Genomic DNA, 15,559 nt, shown 5'->3' on the forward strand with positions numbered 1-15,559 from the left:
TGAAATGAATTCCTGATATTCCAGGTATAGCCATGAATAATCTAAGACGGCTCGATCTGAACCTGCTCGTCACGCTGGACGTGCTGCTTGCCGAGCACAACGTCACGCGCGCGGCCGAGAAACTGAACATGTCGCAGCCGTCGGTCAGCGTGCAGCTGCAGAAACTGCGCGACCTGTTCGGCGATCCGCTGCTGCTGCCGGGGCCGCGCGGGATGCGGCCCACCGCGCGCGCCGAAGCCCTGCGTGAGCCGTTGCGCGATGCGCTCGAAGCGGTCGAGCGCGCGGTGGTTCCGGCCACGCCGTTCGATCCCGCGACCGCGACGAACACGTGGCGCGTGGCCGCGACCGACTATGGCGAATCGACGATCGTGCTGCCCGCGCTAAGCACGCTGCGCGCGGCTGCACCCGGTACGCGGCTCGCGGTCGTCGAGCTCGTGCCGCCGCGCACCGAACAGGATACCGAACGAAACGGCATCGACCTGGCCTTTCATACGACCGAAGGGTCACCACCGGGCATGCGCCGCCTGCCGCTGTTCGTCGAGCGGTACGTGCTGATCGGCCGCGCCGGCCACCCGAAGCTGAAGCGGCGCCCGACGCTCGCGCAGTTCGGCACGCTCGAACACGTGATCGTGTCGCCCGACGGCGGCGGCTTCTTCGGCGTGACGGACGAAGCGCTCGCGAAGGTCGGCGCCGCGCGGCGCGTCGTGCTGTCGGTGCCGCATTTCCTGTTCGTGATGTCGGCCGTCGCGAGCACCGACCTCGTCGCGATGCTGCCCGAGCGGCTGGTGCGCGACGTGCCCGCGCTGCGCGTGGTGGACGCGCCGGTCGAGGTGCCCGGCTATGAAATGTCGATGCTGTGGCACGAGCGCGTGCATCGCGATCCGGCCCATCGGTGGTTGCGGGAGACGATCGCGGCGGCGATGTAAGCCGTTCGCCGGATCGCTGCGGCCGCCCGCTTCGATCGCCGCTGCACAAAATCCTTCATCCGGGGCTTGAATCTGCGCCAAACACTGTATATATTTACAGTGCTTTTGCACCATTTGACCCGAATTCCGTCATCCACAGACGAACGGACTTTTGTGAGGCGACCATGTTCCTGGCATCCGCATTCGATCCCGAGCAACCCGGCTTCAATCCCGTCCACTTCGAGCGCGCCGCGCAGCGGGCAGTCGTCGATCTGCAGCGTGTCGCCGGCGGCCCCGCGCAGCGGGCGCTTGGCCTGCGGCGGCGCACCCATCCGGCGGCCGTCCGCACGATGAGCTGGCAGGCGCTGCTGAACGTCGAAGAGCTGGCATTCTCGAATGCCGGTTTCCTGAACCGCAACGATCCGGCCGTCGTCGACGCGTTCATCCGGCTGCGCGACAGCCGGCTGGTCGCCGCGGACGTCGAGGAACCGGTCGACTGGCGCCGCGACGATGACGACCTGCCGGCCATCTACCTGATCGTCAAGGCCATGCTCGAGGCGGAAGAGGAAGAGCGGGCCGAAGCGGCCTGAGCCGCAACGGTCGTTACAGCCGCGCCGCGAGGCGCGCGCCCTGATCGATCGCGCGCTTCGCATCGAGTTCGGCGGCCAGTTCCGCGCCGCCGATCAGGTGCACCGTGCGCCCGGCCGCCTGCAATGGCGCGAGCAACGCGCGCTGCGGCTCCTGCCCCGTGCAAAGCACGATCGTGTCGGCTTCGATCAGCTCGTGATCGGTGCGCTGCTCGCCGTACGACACGTGCAGCCCGCGCGCATCGATTCGCTCGTAGTTCACCCCGCCGATCATCTTCACCTGCTTCATCTTCAGCGTCGCGCGGTGAATCCAGCCGGTCGTCTTGCCGAGCCCCTTGCCGAGCGGCGCTGGCTTGCGCTGCAGCAGCGTCACCTCACGCGCCGGTGCCGACACCTGCGCACGCGTCACGCCGCCGCGCGTCGCGGCCGGATCGGTCACGCCCCACTCGGCTTTCCATTCGTCCAGGTCGAGTGCCGGCGACTCGCCGTCCTGCACCAGATACTCGGCGACATCGAAGCCGATCCCGCCCGCGCCGACCACCGCGACGCGCCGGCCGACCGGCTGCTTGCCGGCGAGCACGTCGATATAGCTGAGCACGTTCGGCCCGTCCTGCCCCGGAATCTTCGGGTCGCGCGGTGCGACGCCGGTTGCGAGCACGATCTCGTCGTAGCCGCCCGCGATCAGGTCGCTCGCATCGACGCGGCGATTCAGGTGCAGGTTCACGCCGGTCAGCTCGACCTGGCGGCCGAAGTAGCTCAGCGCCTCATGAAACTCTTCCTTGCCCGGCACCTGCTTCGCCATGTTGAACTGGCCGCCGATCTCGGCTGCGCCGTCGAACAGGTCGACGTGATGGCCGCGCTGCGCGAGTGCGGTCGAGCATGACAGCCCGGCCGGTCCCGCACCGACCACCGCGATGCGCTTCGGCTGCTGCGCGGGCGTGTATTTCAGCTCCGTCTCGTGGCACGCGCGCGGATTCAGCAGACACGACGCGATCCGGTTCTTGAACGCGTGATCGAGGCACGCCTGGTTGCAGCCGATGCAGGTGTTGATCTCGTCGGCGCGGCCCTGCGCGGCCTTCACGACGAATTCGGCGTCGGCGAGCAGCGGCCGCGCCATCGATACCATGTCCGCGCAGCCGTCCGCGAGAATCTGCTCGGCCACTTCCGGCCGGTTGATCCGGTTGGTCGTCACGAGCGGAATGCCGACCTCGCCCTTCATCTTCTTCGTCACCCACGCGAACGCGCCGCGCGGCACCGACGTCGCGATCGTCGGCACACGCGCCTCGTGCCAGCCGATCCCCGTGTTGATGATCGTCGCGCCCGCGCGCTCGACGGCCTTCGCGAGCTGCACGGTTTCGCTCCAGTCGCTGCCGTCCGGAATCAGGTCGAGCATCGACAGCCGGTAGATCAGGATGAAATCGCGGCCGACCGCTTCGCGCGTACGTTCGATGATCTCGATCGGCAGGCGGATGCGGTTCTCGTACGAACCGCCCCACTGGTCGGTGCGCTTGTTCGTATGCATCGAGATGAACTGGTTGATCAGGTAGCCCTCGGAGCCCATGATCTCGACGCCGTCGTAGCCGGCTTCGCGTGCGAGCTTCGCGCAGCGCACGAACGCGCGGATCTGCCGCTCGACGCCACGCGCGCTCAGCTCGTGCGGTGCGAACGGCGAGATCGGCGACTTGATCTTCGACGGCGCGACCGCGAACGGGTGGTAGCCGTAGCGGCCCGTATGCAGGATCTGCAGCGCGATCTTGCCGTCCTCCGCGTGCACGGCCTCCGTGATCTCGCGATGCCGGCGCGCGGCCGCCGACGTCATCAGCGTGCCGCCGAACGGCTTGGTCCAGCCGGCCACGTTCGGCGCGAAGCCGCCCGTCACGATCAGGCCGACGCCGCCGCGCGCGCGTTCGGCGAAATATTCGGCGAGGCGCGGCAGCGTCTTGCGGCTGTCTTCGAGGCCCGTGTGCATCGAGCCCATCAGCACGCGGTTCTTCAGCGTCGTGAAGCCGAGATCGAGCGGCGCGAGCAGGTGGGGAAAGGCGGTTGTCATGATGGTCGAGCCCAAAAGCGATGCCTGCCATCGTAGGCGCGCGCCGCCTTGAGCGTGAGGGGGCAAACAGCCATAATGCTTGTCATTTCCGGCCAATACGACATGACCGCTCCCCTCGCCAAGGACCGCCTCGGGCTGCGCCGGCCGACGATTCCGGTTGCCTATACACGCCTGCTGCTGCAGGCGCTGGCCGCGCGCGGCGTCGACCTGGCCGCCGTGCGCGCCGGCACGGGCCTGCGCGATGCGGTGCTGGCCGAACCGGACGCGCGCGTCGCGCCGTCGCAATGGGGGCGGCTCGTGCTCAATGCGATCGAGATCGGCGGCGACCCGGGCATCGGGCTCGCGTTCGGGCTGCTGCTGAAACCGACCGTGCACGGCTTTCTCGGCTACGCGACGCTGACCGCGCGGGACATCCGCGAAGCGCTGTCCGTCACGCAGCGCTACTTCCGGATGCGCAACCGGCAGTACCGGCTGACCTATGCGGAAGACGAGCGTGGCGCGACGCTCGAACTGCACGGCGTGCAGGCCAGCCCCGTGCTGCAGCACCACGTGATGTTCGAATTCGTGCTGACGGGGCTCGCGCAGAACATCTCGCAATGGGCCGGGCGCGCGTCGCCGCCGATCAGGCTGCAGTTCGCGTGGCCGGAGCCCGTGTATTTCGCGCGCTATCGCGACCAGTTGCCGCCGGTGGAATTCGGCTGCGCGGCCAACGCGCTGTGGATCGCGCACGACGTGCTCGACTGGCCGCTGCCGCTCGCCGACGAAGTCGCGCACCGGCAGGCGCTGGTGCAGGTCGAACGCGAATATGCGCAGGTGCGGCAGGAGGAAGGCGATCTGGTCGAGCGCGTGCGTGCGGAGCTGGCGCGCGCCGCCGGCGATTACCCGGGGCCGGACACGCTCGCCGATGCCTTGCTCGTATCGACGCGCACGCTGCGGCGCCGGCTGGAGGAAGCCGGGTCGAGCTATCGGCAGCTGCTCGACGAAGCGCGGTTTCGCGACGCGAAGCAGTTGCTCGCCGCGTCGGATCTCGACCTGAAGACCATCGCCGAGCGCCTGCAATTCACCGACCCGGCGAACTTCACGCGCGCGTTCCGACGCTGGGCCGGGCAGACGCCGAGCGCGTTTCGGGAAGCGGCCGCGGGGCCGGCACGCGAATGATGCGCAGCAGCAGGTACGTGGTGTCGACCTGCAATTTAATCGGTATGATCAATCCCGCGCCAAAGCGGCGCCGGCCGGCTCACTCTCCCGTCCCATGCCCAATCACACCACCCTGATCGAATCGACGATCGACCGTATCGACACCAACCTCATTCGTGTCGCGTCCGAGACCAAGAAGGTGCCGCTTTATCGCCTGACGATGCAGGGCACGTGCTACTTCATCGCCGCCGACGATATCGACGCAGAGGCATTCAAGCAGATCGGTCGATTGAAGCCCGGGATGACCGTGCGCGCGTGCACCTTCGACGATCGCGGCCGGCACCAGATCGCGTGGATCAGGAGCAACGATCTGGCAATCGCCCCTTACGATGCGCTCGGGCAGAAGAACAGCAACCTGTCGCTGCTCACGTGGGCGTCATGCATCTTCATGCTGAGCCTGCTGATCGACGGCGCCGTCTTCAAATCGGGCTGGGCGTTCGTCGGCGCGGTGGCCTTGGTCGTGGGCATCGTCAGTCTGCTGGGCACCCTGCTCGCGATCGCCGGCCTCTGCGAGCTGGCCTTCCGGCCCCAGCGGCGCGAAGCCCAGGAAAAGTGGCAAGGCGAACCGGCCGGCTTGACGGTCGAACGGAGCAACGGATGAACGATCACACCATGCAGATTGTGTCCGGCTGCGTGACGTCGGTCAGCCAGAAAACGATCAGTACCGAGGTCTGGAGCAACAATCTCGGCACGACCAAGCAAAGCATCGAGGAAATTGCGCTCCAGCTCGACACGGTCGACGCACCGCTCATGCTCAGGACGAACAGCACGCAAAGCGTGTTCATCGTCGCGGGCGACCGGTTGACCGTCGCCTACACGCAAGATCGGGATCGCCGCGCCATCTACGCTATCCGCAACGCAACCGACGGCTCGGTCTATCTCGTTCGCCCCGCGAAAGTCGCGGCTGCCCGCATGGATGTTGTCGTCACGATCGGCATGCTGGTCGCCATGGCCGCCACCGCCTGCCTCGTGTCCGCGATGGAACGCAGCACGGACAGCGTGCTGGAAATAGCCACATGGTTCGGCGGCGCCGCGATCGCCCTCCTCCTGCTGAGCACGATCCTGCGCACGGTGTTCGGCGCGATCTTGTGGCCCGAGATCCGGCGGCTCAGGCAGCCAGGCGGCAAGCGCGAGATGAATGCTGCCCGGCGCGCACTGTCGCTCTCGACCGAAGAAACGCCGCACATTCGCTTCATCTGAGACGATCCGGCGCACGACGCGTCAGAGGTCGACGCAGATCCTCGCGCCGCCATCCCCCTCGCCCGCCTCGATCCGCACGTCCCCCGTCGCGGCGACGATCGCGTCGTACACGTCGTCGCTCACGCACACCACCGGCACCGCGATCGCATACAGCTCGGCGGCCACGATCGCGCCGATCGAGATGATCAGGTCGCGCTCCTTCAGCACGATCGCGACCGGCCCCGTGCCGTTGCGCACGGCTTCCGCGAGCACGCTGCTGCTCGAACTCGAGCCCTTCGCATGCGGCATCACCATCACCTTGCCGGCGAGGCTCGCGCCGGCCTGCGGATGCCCGCGATCGACGATCCTGCCCGCGCCCGAGTCGTAGCCGCCCCAGAAGCTGAGCGGCTTGTCGAGGACGAACGCGCGCGCACACGCGCTGCCCGGCACGAGCGTGTCGCCCGTCAATTGCCTGCCCGTCGCTTCAGTCATCGAATCGCACCTTGCCTTCATACGCCGATCGCACGCATTCGCGCATGCTGCCGTACGCGACCGTCACGCCGATGTTCGCGGGCGCATACGACGCCCATTTTCCCGAGTTGGTCATCACCAGCCCCGATAGCCGCTTCATCACCGGCGTGATGTACGTACAGGTATCGACGACGATCTGAATGCCGCGCGCGGCGAACTTGCCGGCGAGGCCAGCCTCCTCCAGCTCCCACAGGATGAAGCGGCTCGTGTTCACGTAGAAATCGCAGGCCGGCTTGCCGTCGAATGCGTCGAGCAACGTGTCGAGCGTGTGGAATTCGGCCAGCGAGAAATGCGGCGTGCCGAGCGCCACCGCGACCAGTGCGTCGCCGGCCGCACCGTGGTTCAACGTGCGGCGAATCTCGTCGAGATCGGCCAGCGCGACGTCGACCGTGCGTTGCGCCGCGCCTCCATGCAACGCGGCGTCGAGCGTCGGCGCCTCCGGTGTGATGCCCACCGCATGAAACAGTGCAACAGCACCGCTCGATGCGGCCGCCGCGCCGAGCGCCTTGAGTTCGTCTTCGGTGGTGTCCGCCGGCAGCCCGACGATCGCCGGCACGACCGCGCCCGCGATCCTGCCGATCAGCAGGCCGAGCGCGGCGAAATAGATATCGCGCGATGCCCGGCGGCTGAAGTCCGGCGCGTTGAACACGATCCGCGCGGCGCGGTTCGCTTCGACATGCAGCCCCGCATACGGCGCGCGCCCGGTGATCGCGGCGGCCAGGTCGAGAAAGTCGCCATACCGGCTCGTGCGCGCGCCGAGCACCGAGTTCGCGAACACGATCGCATTCGATTCCGCCCACGCGATCTGCTCGCCTTTCGCGGGACGTTTCTTCAGCTGATACGGCGCGCAGGTGAAGCTCGATTCGCAGCCGAGCTGCAGGTGCGCGTCCATCAGGCGCTGCGCATCACGCTGGATCGTGCGATCGCCGTGGTACAGCTCGGGATGGATCAGGTCGAGCGACCCGACGTTCAAGGTGGTCGGCACCGCGACCTGCGCGCCCGTGTCGACGAAATACTCGACGAAGTCGAGGCTCGTCTGGCCGTGATACAAGCAGCCGTCGATATGAGCCGACGTGATGTCGATCAGGTGCGGCGCGGACATCACCTGCGCCGTACGCGCGACGATCCGCATCGCGCGCGCGACGCCATCGCCGAAATCCCCGCGCAACATCGCGTCGTCGCGGTCACTCAACTGCAGCATCGGTTGCTCCTCGTGACTCGGGCGGCGCCGCCGGCCCGTGAAATCCGTCAGAGGACTCTACAACTGGAATTGAAAACTGTCCAGATCATCGTCGATCCGGACAGTTTTAAAACCAATTCATGCGATCGAAGGCCCGCAACCTGGCCAATGGCTCGAATTTCGCTCCAGTTCGCCTAGCGTTCGGCGGTCAGGCTGAACAGCTCACCGCGCAACGCCTTCGCGCGATCGCTGCCGAACTGCGTCTCGTATTCGTCCTGCGCCGCCTGCCACGCCACCTTCGCCTGCGCGAACGTGCGCTCGCCGAGCTTCGTCAGGTGCAGCGCATGCGCGCGCGCATCGTGCTCGGACGCGGCCGTCGCGACGAAACCGTCGCGCTGCAGCGGCTTCAGCGCGCGCAGCAAGGTCGTGCGGTCCATCACGAGCATGTCGGCAAGCTCGCTCATCAGGAGACCGGGCTGGCGCGTGAGATTCGCCATGATCGAGAACTGCGCGGGCGTGACGCCGACCGGGGCCAGATGCCGCTCGTACAGTTGCGTGACGAAACGCGCCGCCTGACGCAGCGCGAGGCAGTGGCACGCTTGGGCAATCGAGGTGTCGTTCATGTTCGTCAATTTATATGTGCATATGCATAAAGTCAATGTACACTCCGCCGTAACACGGCTCGCGGCCGGCCATCGCGTCAAGGAGACGGACATGGACTACATCGACAAGCTGCGGATCTTCCGGTCGGTGGTGGAGATGCGCAGCTTCACGCGCGCCGCCGACATGCACGGCCTCGCGCGGCCGGTCGTGTCGCGCGCGGTCGCGGATCTGGAGGCGCGCTTCGGCAGCCGGCTGCTGCACCGGACCACGCGCCAGGTGTCGCTGACCGAAACGGCCGAGCGCATCTACGAACGCTGCGCGGCCGTGCTCGACGAACTCGACGCGCTCGAAGTCGAAGCCCAGACGCAAACGCGCGAGCCCGAAGGCCTGCTGCGCCTCGTCGCGCACACGACGGCCGCGCTGAACCGGCTCGTGCCGCTGATCGCCGGCTTCAAGAGCGCGCATCCGAAGGTGCGCCTCGACGTCACGCTGACCGAGCGCCCGGTCGATTTCGTCGGCGAAGGCTACGACATCGGCATCGTCGTGCCGTACATGCTGACGAGCGAATCGACCGTCGTGCGGCTGGTCGAGCGCATTCCGGTCGTGATCGTCGCGACGCCGGCCTACCTGCGCGAACATCCGCACCCCGAAACACCGGCCGATCTCGCCGATCATCCGTTCGTGCCGATCTCGCCGTCGCTGCGCCGGCCCGCGCTGTCGTTCCGCGTCGACGGCGACCTGCTGACCGTGCCGTTCCGCTTCGACATCTCGTCGAACAGCCCCGTCTTCAACCGCGAAATGGTGATGCACGACTTCGGCATCGGCGTCGTCCCGAAAACGCTCGTCGAGGCCGAACTCGCGTCGGGCGCGCTCGTGCAGTTGCTGGCCGACGCCGACCTCGTCGACGCATTCGTCGAGATCAAGCTCGCGTACGCGAACCGCCTGCTGCTGCCCGCGAAGGTCAAGGCGTTCATCGACTACACGGCCGCCTATTGCGACCGCGAAGGCTGGATCGTCCCGGCGGCCGCCTGATGGCGATTGGTACAGCCACGACACCAATCTGATCCTGCCCCGCCCATCGCTTCGCGGCCCCCTGCGCCCTAACATGTGCACATGCACAAGATCACTCTCACCGACGACGATTGCTTTGCGGTCCGGCAAGCCGCCCGCCGCATCTCGCAGTTCTACGAACGTTATCTGTCGCAGGCGGGCGTGACGCCGTCGCAATACAGCATCCTCGCGCTGCTGCGCGACCGGCCGGGCCTGACGATGGCGACGCTGTCGAACGTGCTGGTGATCGAACGCACCGCGCTGCTGCGCGCGCTCAAGCCGCTCGTCGGCGCGGCACTGGTGACGGGCCGGATCGAACCGCCATGCCGCGGCCAGACGTTCGCGCTGACCGCGCACGGCGAAACGAAGGTCGCCGACGCGCACGTGCAATGGCTCGCCGCGCAGGAAGCGTTCGAGCAGCGCTTCGGGCCGGCGCAGGCGGCCCGCCTCAGAGACGAACTGTTCCGGATCACGCACAACCTGCCGGAACGCTAGCCCCTTCCCCGATCGACGCGATGTCGTCGATCGTTTTGATAAGTGCATATACATAGGTGAATCGATGGAAACGACCCAAGACGCTGCCTCGTCGCGCGAAGCAGCCACAACCGAGCGGCCCGCGAAGCAACAGCGGCGCGTGCCGTGGATGCGCATCGCGGTAGGCATCACCGTCGTCGTCGTGGCCGCGGCCGTGCTCGACTGGCTGTTCGTGCTGCGCTTCCAGGAGAGCACCGACGATGCGTATGTCGGCGGCGACGTGACGGTGCTCGCGCCGAAGGTCAACGGCTTCGTCGACAAGATTCTCGTGACCGACAACCAGCGTGTGAAGGCCGGCGACGTGCTCGTGCAGCTCGATGCGCGCGACTACGACGCGAAGCTCGCACAGGCGACCGCGGAAGTCGACAGCGCGCGCTCCGCCGTGACCGAACTCGAAGCGAAGCAGCAACTGCAGTTCGCGGTGATCGGCCAGCATGCGGCGGACAAGAACGCATCGTCGGCCGAACTGACGCGCGCCGCGTCGGACCGCGTGCGCTACCGCGAGCTCGTCAAATCCGATGCCGTGTCGAACCAGATCGTCGAGCGCGCGGACGCCGATTATTCGAAGGCCGGCGCGGCCGTCGAACGCAGCGACGCCGCGCTGCTTGCATCGAAGCGGCAACTCGACGTGCTCGGCGCGCAGCTCGCCGATGCGCAGGCCCGCGTGAACACCGCGCTGGCCGCGCAGCGCGTCGCGGCGCTCAACGTCGAATACACGACGATCCGCTCGCCGGTCGACGGCTACGTCGGCAACCGCACGGGCCGCGTCGGCATGCTCGCGAACGTCGGCGTGCCGCTGCTGACGGTCGTGCCGGCCTCCGGCCTGTGGATCGATGCGAACTTCAAGGAAGACCAGTTGCGCAAGATGCATGCGGGCGATCGCGTCGACGTGTCGCTCGATGCGTCGAGCACGAAACTGCATGGCCGAGTCGACAGCCTGGCGCCCGCGACCGGCGCGACCTTCAGCGTGCTGCCGCCCGAGAACGCGACCGGCAACTTCACGAAGATCGTCCAGCGCGTGCCCGTGCGCGTGCATCTCGATCCGCAGCCCGGCATCGAGCACGTGCTGCGCCCGGGGCTCTCCGCGGTCGTGACCGTGCATACCGATCACAAGAACTGAGCGGGAGCCGACGATGACCACCGCGTTTTCCGGCGACCCCGCGTCGCAACCGACCCGGCAGCGCGTGTTCGCGTTCGCGCTGATGTGCGTCGGCTTCTTCATGGCGACGCTCGACATCCAGATCGTCGCGTCGTCGCTGCGCGACATCGGCGGCGGGCTGTCCGCGAGCCAGGACGAACTGTCGTGGGTGCAGACGGCCTACCTGATCGCCGAGATCATCGTGATCCCGATGTCGGGCTGGCTGTCGAAGGTGATGTCGACGCGCTGGCTGTTCGTCGCGTCGGCCGTCGGCTTCACGATCACGAGCATGCTGTGCGGGCTCGCGTGGGACATCAACTCGATGATCCTGTTTCGCGGCCTGCAGGGCGCGCTCGGCGCCGCGATGATCCCGACCGTGTTCACCACCGCGTTCGTGCTGTTTCCCGGCAGGCAGCGGCTGATCGCGTCGACGACCATCGGCGCGCTCGCGTCGCTCGCGCCGGCGATCGGCCCCGTGATCGGCGGCTGGATCACCGACCAATGGTCGTGGCACTGGCTGTTCTACCTGAACCTCGTGCCGGGCATCGCAGTGGCCGCGCTCGTGCCGCGCTACGTGCACATCGACGAGCCCGACCTCAGCCTCATCAAGCGCGGCGACTATCTCGGCATCGTGCTGATGTCGGGCTTCCTTGGCTGCCTCGAATACGTGCTCGAGGAAGGCCCGCGCAAGAACTGGTTCGGCGACGATGCAATCGTGATTTGCGCGTGGATCTCCGGCATCTGCGGCTTCCTGTTCATCGTGCATGCGCTGACCGCGAAAGATCCGATCGTCGACCTGCGCGCCCTCGCCGTGCGCAACTTCGGAATCGGCAGCCTGCTGTCGTTCGTGACCGGCATCGGGATCTTCGTGACCGTGTTCCTCACGCCGCTGTTTCTCGCGCAGGTGCGGGCGTTCAGCTCGCTGCAGATCGGTATCGCGCTGCTGTCGGTCGGGGCGTTCCAGTTGATCGCGCTCTGTGCGTATGCCTTCGCCGCGCGCTACTTCAGCCTGCGTGCGCTGCTCGTGTTCGGACTGATCTGCTTCGGCCTCGGCTGCTATCTGTACACGCCGATCACGCACGACTGGGGCTGGCGCGAACTGCTGCTGCCGCAGGCACTGCGCGGCATCGGCCAGCAATTCAGCGTGCCGCCGATCGTGACGATGGCGCTCGGCTCGCTGCCGCAGTCGCGGCTGAAATCGGCGAGCGGGTTGTTCAACCTGATGCGTAACCTCGGCGGGGCGATCGGCATCGCGGTCAGCGCGACGATGCTCAACGACCGGCTGAATTTTCACTACCTGCGGCTGAACGAGCACGTGAGCGCCGGCGAACCGCAGGTCGCGTCGCTGCTCGATCGCCAGGCCGCCTACTGGGGCTCGGTGGCCGGCAACACGCTGAATACCGCGCAGGCCGGGCTCGCGAACCTGCATCGGCTGATTTATCGCGAAGCACTGACGCTCACTTATGCCGATGCGTATTACGCGCTGTCGCTGTGCTTCGTCGTCGCGCTGCTTGCCGTCGTGTTTTCCAAACCCATTACGTTCAACGCGCCGCCGCCGGACGCGCACTGAGGTCAAGGTCCTTCATCATGAAAAAGCTACTTCTCGCGCTGGCTGTCAGTGCATTCGCCGCCGGGTGCGCGGTGCAGCCCGCGCAGCATCCGGCGCTGAACGAATCCGTGCAGACGCTTGCACCTGCTGCGTGGGATACCGACGTGCCGCGCGCGGACATCGACGCGGCCGCATGGTGGGCGCAATTCCACGATCCCGTGCTCGACACGCTGATCGCGACCGTGCTCGACGGCAACCTCGATCTGCAAGCCGCCGCCGAACGCGTGAAGCAGGCGCAAGCGCTGACCGTCCAGAAGCGCGCGGTGCTGCTGCCCGAACTCGACGCGACCGCACATGCGGCCGATGCGCGGCAGAATACGCCGCCGCCGCTCGGTTATGTGCGGCAGGCTGGCGCGGGGCTCGCGCTGAGCTGGTCGCCCGATGTGTTCGGCGGTGAACGGCTCGATCTGCTGGCCGCTCAGGCGGAGCTTGTCGGACAGAAGCATGCGGAAGATGCGATGCGGCTCGCGCTCGCGGCCGATGCGGCATCCGCGTATGTCGATCTGCGCTGGGCGCAGCAGGAATTGAAGATCCTTCAGGATAACGTGACAATCCGGCAGCATGCGCTCGAACTCACGCGCAAGCGGCAGGCGTTCGGGCTGTCGACCGAGCTCGACGTCACGCGTGCGCAGAACCAGCTCGATGCGCTCGAAGCACGGATTCCGCCGACGCAGGCGCAGATCTCGCATCAGCTCAATCTGATTGCCGTGTATTCGGGGCGCACGCCTGAATCGGTCGATCGGCTCGTGTTGGCGCAGGCTGGCGAGATTCCGGCGCCGCCGGTCGGCGCGCCGGGGACGTTGCCTTCGCAGGCGTTGCTGCGGCGGCCCGATGTGCTGACTGCCTACGCTCAAGTCGAGCGGCGTGCGGCGCAAGTGGGCGTGGCGAAGGCCGAGCGGTATCCGAAGTTTTCGTTGAACCTGACGGACGGGATTCTGGCGGCTTCCTATCTCGGGTTGCCGACGTTGACCGACAACCTGTTCAGCGCGGCGTTGAGCGCCACGAGTCCGATCTTCAATGCGGGGCGGATTACGGCGGATATCTCGCAGAGCGAAAGCCGGATGCGCGAGTCGGAACTCGGATTGCGGCAGACGATGCTGCAGGCGCTGCGGGAAGTCGAGGATGCGCGCGCGAATCTCGTCAGCTCCGACGAGGCGACGCGCAAGCTCGGTAGCGCGCTTTCTGCATCGGACAAGGCGCTCGGGTTGGCGAATCAGCTCTACAAGGGCGGCGCGACGGATTTTCTGGATGTGCTGTCGGCGCAGGAGGTGTATCTGCGGGATTCGGATTCGCTCAATCAGGTCAAGCGGGAACATGCGTTGGCGGCGGTGGCGTTGTATCGGTCGCTTGGGGGTGGGTGGAGCCGGAATGACGCGGCGGGTGGGCCGGAGGTGGAGGCCGTGGCGAAGAACTGAGCGGAATCACGATAAGGCGCCGGCTTCGACACTTGCCGGCGCGCCGCTCGCCAGCCGCCCGATGAGGATCGGGCCGAGCACATTCATGGCGACCATCTGTTCCTCGGCAAATCGGCTCTTCTTCATGACTTCCTTTTCTCCATTGGAAGCCATTCTCTCGGTTTCAACCGGTCCGAAAATTCCCCCGGGCGGGTCACACACATGCCCGAACAGAACGATTACCCCACACGGCATCGTTCCCGGCCGCAGGTTGCACGATTGAAACATTCCTAGATAAATCACAGCAATGGGGTACGCAGGAATCCCATGCCTGCCGCCGACGCAAAGCCGCGCCGTACGTGTGTTTCCTTGCTGCGCGCGGGACTTGGAGAATCGGCTCGTCCTTCCGGAGTTTCAGAACTGAAACAACGCCGGGGCCCGAGCGCTGCCTCACATCGCCTGTCGATCGCTCGGCCTCGTGGTCATTGAGCCACCGCGTGCTGGCCTACTCCTTGCTCACGTGTTTCGCACACATCCAAGCCGCACGGCCGTAGAGCCCAGTGCAGGCAACGAACGACCAAAACGCAGATCGGGGAAATCATGTCCAAGTACGCTATGGCTGCCATGCGGCTGCCCTCTCGCATCACCCCTCCGCACACGTTGATTGAGCCGCGCTCACGCGCGCGGTGAGAACTCGATTCACGACGTGTTCGGGGGGACGTATGAAATGCAGAGAAGACTTGCATTCGCCACCCTCAAGGCTGGCATGCATCACCGGCGTATTGCCACTTCCTTCTGGTGCGACAGCGGAAGTCGAGTCCGGCCGGTCAACGCGCACCGCGGCACTGTCGCAGCGAGCGTTGCAACTTTTGAATGACGGGCACTTTGAGCAAAGTGCCGAGTGCGCGAGGCAGGCCATCTCTGTCGGTCAGGGCTGCGGCTTCCTGCGTCTTCTCCCGGGCGTGGCATTGAACCAAGGTGGCCGACCACGCGAGGCACTCGAGGAACTCACGCGGGCCGCCGCGCTCGCGCCTCATGATCCGCAGATTCGCTACAACCTCGCCGTTGCGCATCTGAAAGTCATTGGCTGTGTGCACTTCTATTCGCTGATGCCCACAGGGTATCGCGCGGTTCTCACCGGCGTGCCCGATTTACCCGTTACCGATCTTTCTCACTTCTTGACCGACTTCAGCCGGACTGCAGCGGCAATGCAGTGTCTGGATGAAATCGCGTCGGTGTGTACGTCGAGCGCCAATCTTGCGGGTGCGCTTGGACTGAAGACACATGTGCTTTTGCAAAAGCATGCCGATTGGCGGTGGTTTGGCGACACCACCTGGTATCCCGATGTCGTGACATACAGGCAAGAAGTGCGCGCGGACTGGGGAACCTGTCTGCAAGCGCTCTCCGCGAACTGGTGCTGATGAGAACTGGGGGACAACATGAACAAGATCTACAAGTGCATTTTCAGCAAGCGGCTGAATCAGATGGTTGCTGTCGCGGAGTGCGTGGCCGGACAAGGGAAGTCAGGCGGGCGAACCCGGGCGGTGCGGCGGGTGCGTGCGGCGGCGGCTGCGGCGTTGGCGGCTGGTGCGTGCATGTCTT

Annotated in this window: 15 protein-coding genes; 11 read left to right on the top strand and 4 right to left on the bottom strand. The window is 66.3% G+C overall.

Annotated elements, in window-relative coordinates:
• Window positions 1-32 precede the first annotated feature (32 nt).
• Together AC5LXX_RS26915 and AC5LXX_RS26920 are read left to right on the top strand one after the other, a co-directional pair.
• The gene (locus AC5LXX_RS26915; RefSeq protein ID WP_493411680.1) at window positions 33-926 is read left to right on the top strand and encodes a LysR family transcriptional regulator; all 894 of its coding nucleotides are present in this window, start codon (window positions 33-35) and stop codon (window positions 924-926) included.
• A 164-nt stretch (window positions 927-1,090) separates the two neighbouring features.
• Window positions 1,091-1,495: a DUF2471 family protein gene (locus tag AC5LXX_RS26920; RefSeq protein WP_493411681.1), complete on the top strand. Its 405-nt coding sequence runs from the start codon at window positions 1,091-1,093 to the stop codon at window positions 1,493-1,495.
• 13 nt (window positions 1,496-1,508) lie between these two features.
• On the opposite strand, the gene AC5LXX_RS26925 is transcribed toward AC5LXX_RS26920, so the two are convergent.
• A complete protein-coding gene (locus AC5LXX_RS26925; RefSeq protein ID WP_493411682.1) occupies window positions 1,509-3,542 on the bottom strand; it encodes a 2,4-dienoyl-CoA reductase FMN-binding domain-containing protein in 2,034 nt (677 codons plus the stop codon).
• Window positions 3,543-3,617: 75 nt separating this feature from the next.
• Between AC5LXX_RS26925 and AC5LXX_RS26930 the strand changes: the two genes are divergently transcribed.
• From AC5LXX_RS26930 to AC5LXX_RS26940, 3 genes are all read left to right on the top strand, one after another.
• Window positions 3,618-4,700 (top strand): AraC family transcriptional regulator, encoded by a 1,083-nt coding sequence (locus AC5LXX_RS26930; protein WP_493411683.1) that lies wholly within the window; start codon window positions 3,618-3,620, stop codon window positions 4,698-4,700.
• Window positions 4,701-4,794: 94 nt separating this feature from the next.
• Window positions 4,795-5,340, top strand: a complete 546-nt coding sequence (locus AC5LXX_RS26935; RefSeq protein WP_493411684.1) for a hypothetical protein — start codon at window positions 4,795-4,797, stop codon at window positions 5,338-5,340.
• Window positions 5,337-5,939 carry a hypothetical protein gene (locus AC5LXX_RS26940; RefSeq protein WP_493411685.1) on the top strand — a complete coding sequence of 201 codons (603 nt, stop codon included), beginning with the start codon at window positions 5,337-5,339 and terminating at the stop codon, window positions 5,937-5,939. Before AC5LXX_RS26935 ends, AC5LXX_RS26940 begins: the two co-directional genes overlap by 4 nt.
• A 21-nt stretch (window positions 5,940-5,960) precedes the next feature.
• Here the strand turns inward: AC5LXX_RS26940 and AC5LXX_RS26945 are convergent, their stop codons facing one another.
• The 3 genes from AC5LXX_RS26945 to AC5LXX_RS26955 form a co-directional block, all read right to left on the bottom strand.
• Complete coding sequence (locus AC5LXX_RS26945) at window positions 5,961-6,410, bottom strand: aconitase X swivel domain-containing protein (protein ID WP_493411686.1); 450 nt, start codon at window positions 6,408-6,410, stop codon at window positions 5,961-5,963.
• The gene (locus AC5LXX_RS26950) at window positions 6,403-7,650 is read right to left on the bottom strand and encodes an aconitase X (protein WP_493411687.1); all 1,248 of its coding nucleotides are present in this window, start codon (window positions 7,648-7,650) and stop codon (window positions 6,403-6,405) included. The genes AC5LXX_RS26945 and AC5LXX_RS26950 overlap by 8 nt, the downstream gene beginning before the upstream one ends.
• Before the next feature lie 173 nt (window positions 7,651-7,823).
• A complete protein-coding gene (locus AC5LXX_RS26955; protein WP_124446303.1) occupies window positions 7,824-8,252 on the bottom strand; it encodes a MarR family winged helix-turn-helix transcriptional regulator in 429 nt (142 codons plus the stop codon).
• Window positions 8,253-8,343: 91 nt separating this feature from the next.
• On the opposite strand from AC5LXX_RS26955, the gene AC5LXX_RS26960 reads away from it, so the two are divergent.
• The 6 genes from AC5LXX_RS26960 (at window position 8,344) to AC5LXX_RS26985 (ending at window position 15,378) form a co-directional block, all read left to right on the top strand.
• Window positions 8,344-9,264, top strand: a complete 921-nt coding sequence (locus AC5LXX_RS26960) for a LysR family transcriptional regulator (RefSeq protein WP_493411688.1) — start codon at window positions 8,344-8,346, stop codon at window positions 9,262-9,264.
• Window positions 9,265-9,345: 81 nt separating this feature from the next.
• The gene (locus AC5LXX_RS26965; protein WP_493411689.1) at window positions 9,346-9,777 is read left to right on the top strand and encodes a MarR family winged helix-turn-helix transcriptional regulator; all 432 of its coding nucleotides are present in this window, start codon (window positions 9,346-9,348) and stop codon (window positions 9,775-9,777) included.
• Window positions 9,778-9,841: 64 nt separating this feature from the next.
• Entirely contained in the window at window positions 9,842-10,936 is a 1,095-nt protein-coding gene (locus tag AC5LXX_RS26970; RefSeq protein ID WP_493411690.1) for an HlyD family secretion protein, read from the top strand.
• A 13-nt stretch (window positions 10,937-10,949) separates the two neighbouring features.
• Window positions 10,950-12,524: a DHA2 family efflux MFS transporter permease subunit gene (locus tag AC5LXX_RS26975; RefSeq protein ID WP_493411691.1), complete on the top strand. Its 1,575-nt coding sequence runs from the start codon at window positions 10,950-10,952 to the stop codon at window positions 12,522-12,524.
• A gap of 17 nt (window positions 12,525-12,541) precedes the next feature.
• Window positions 12,542-13,978 (top strand): efflux transporter outer membrane subunit, encoded by a 1,437-nt coding sequence (locus AC5LXX_RS26980; RefSeq protein WP_493411692.1) that lies wholly within the window; start codon window positions 12,542-12,544, stop codon window positions 13,976-13,978.
• A gap of 719 nt (window positions 13,979-14,697) precedes the next feature.
• On the top strand, window positions 14,698-15,378 hold the full coding sequence (locus AC5LXX_RS26985) for a tetratricopeptide repeat protein (protein ID WP_493411693.1): 681 nt from the start codon (window positions 14,698-14,700) through the stop codon (window positions 15,376-15,378).
• Window positions 15,379-15,559 lie beyond the last annotated feature (181 nt).

The sequence above is a fragment of the Burkholderia torrens genome, assembly GCF_984668525.1.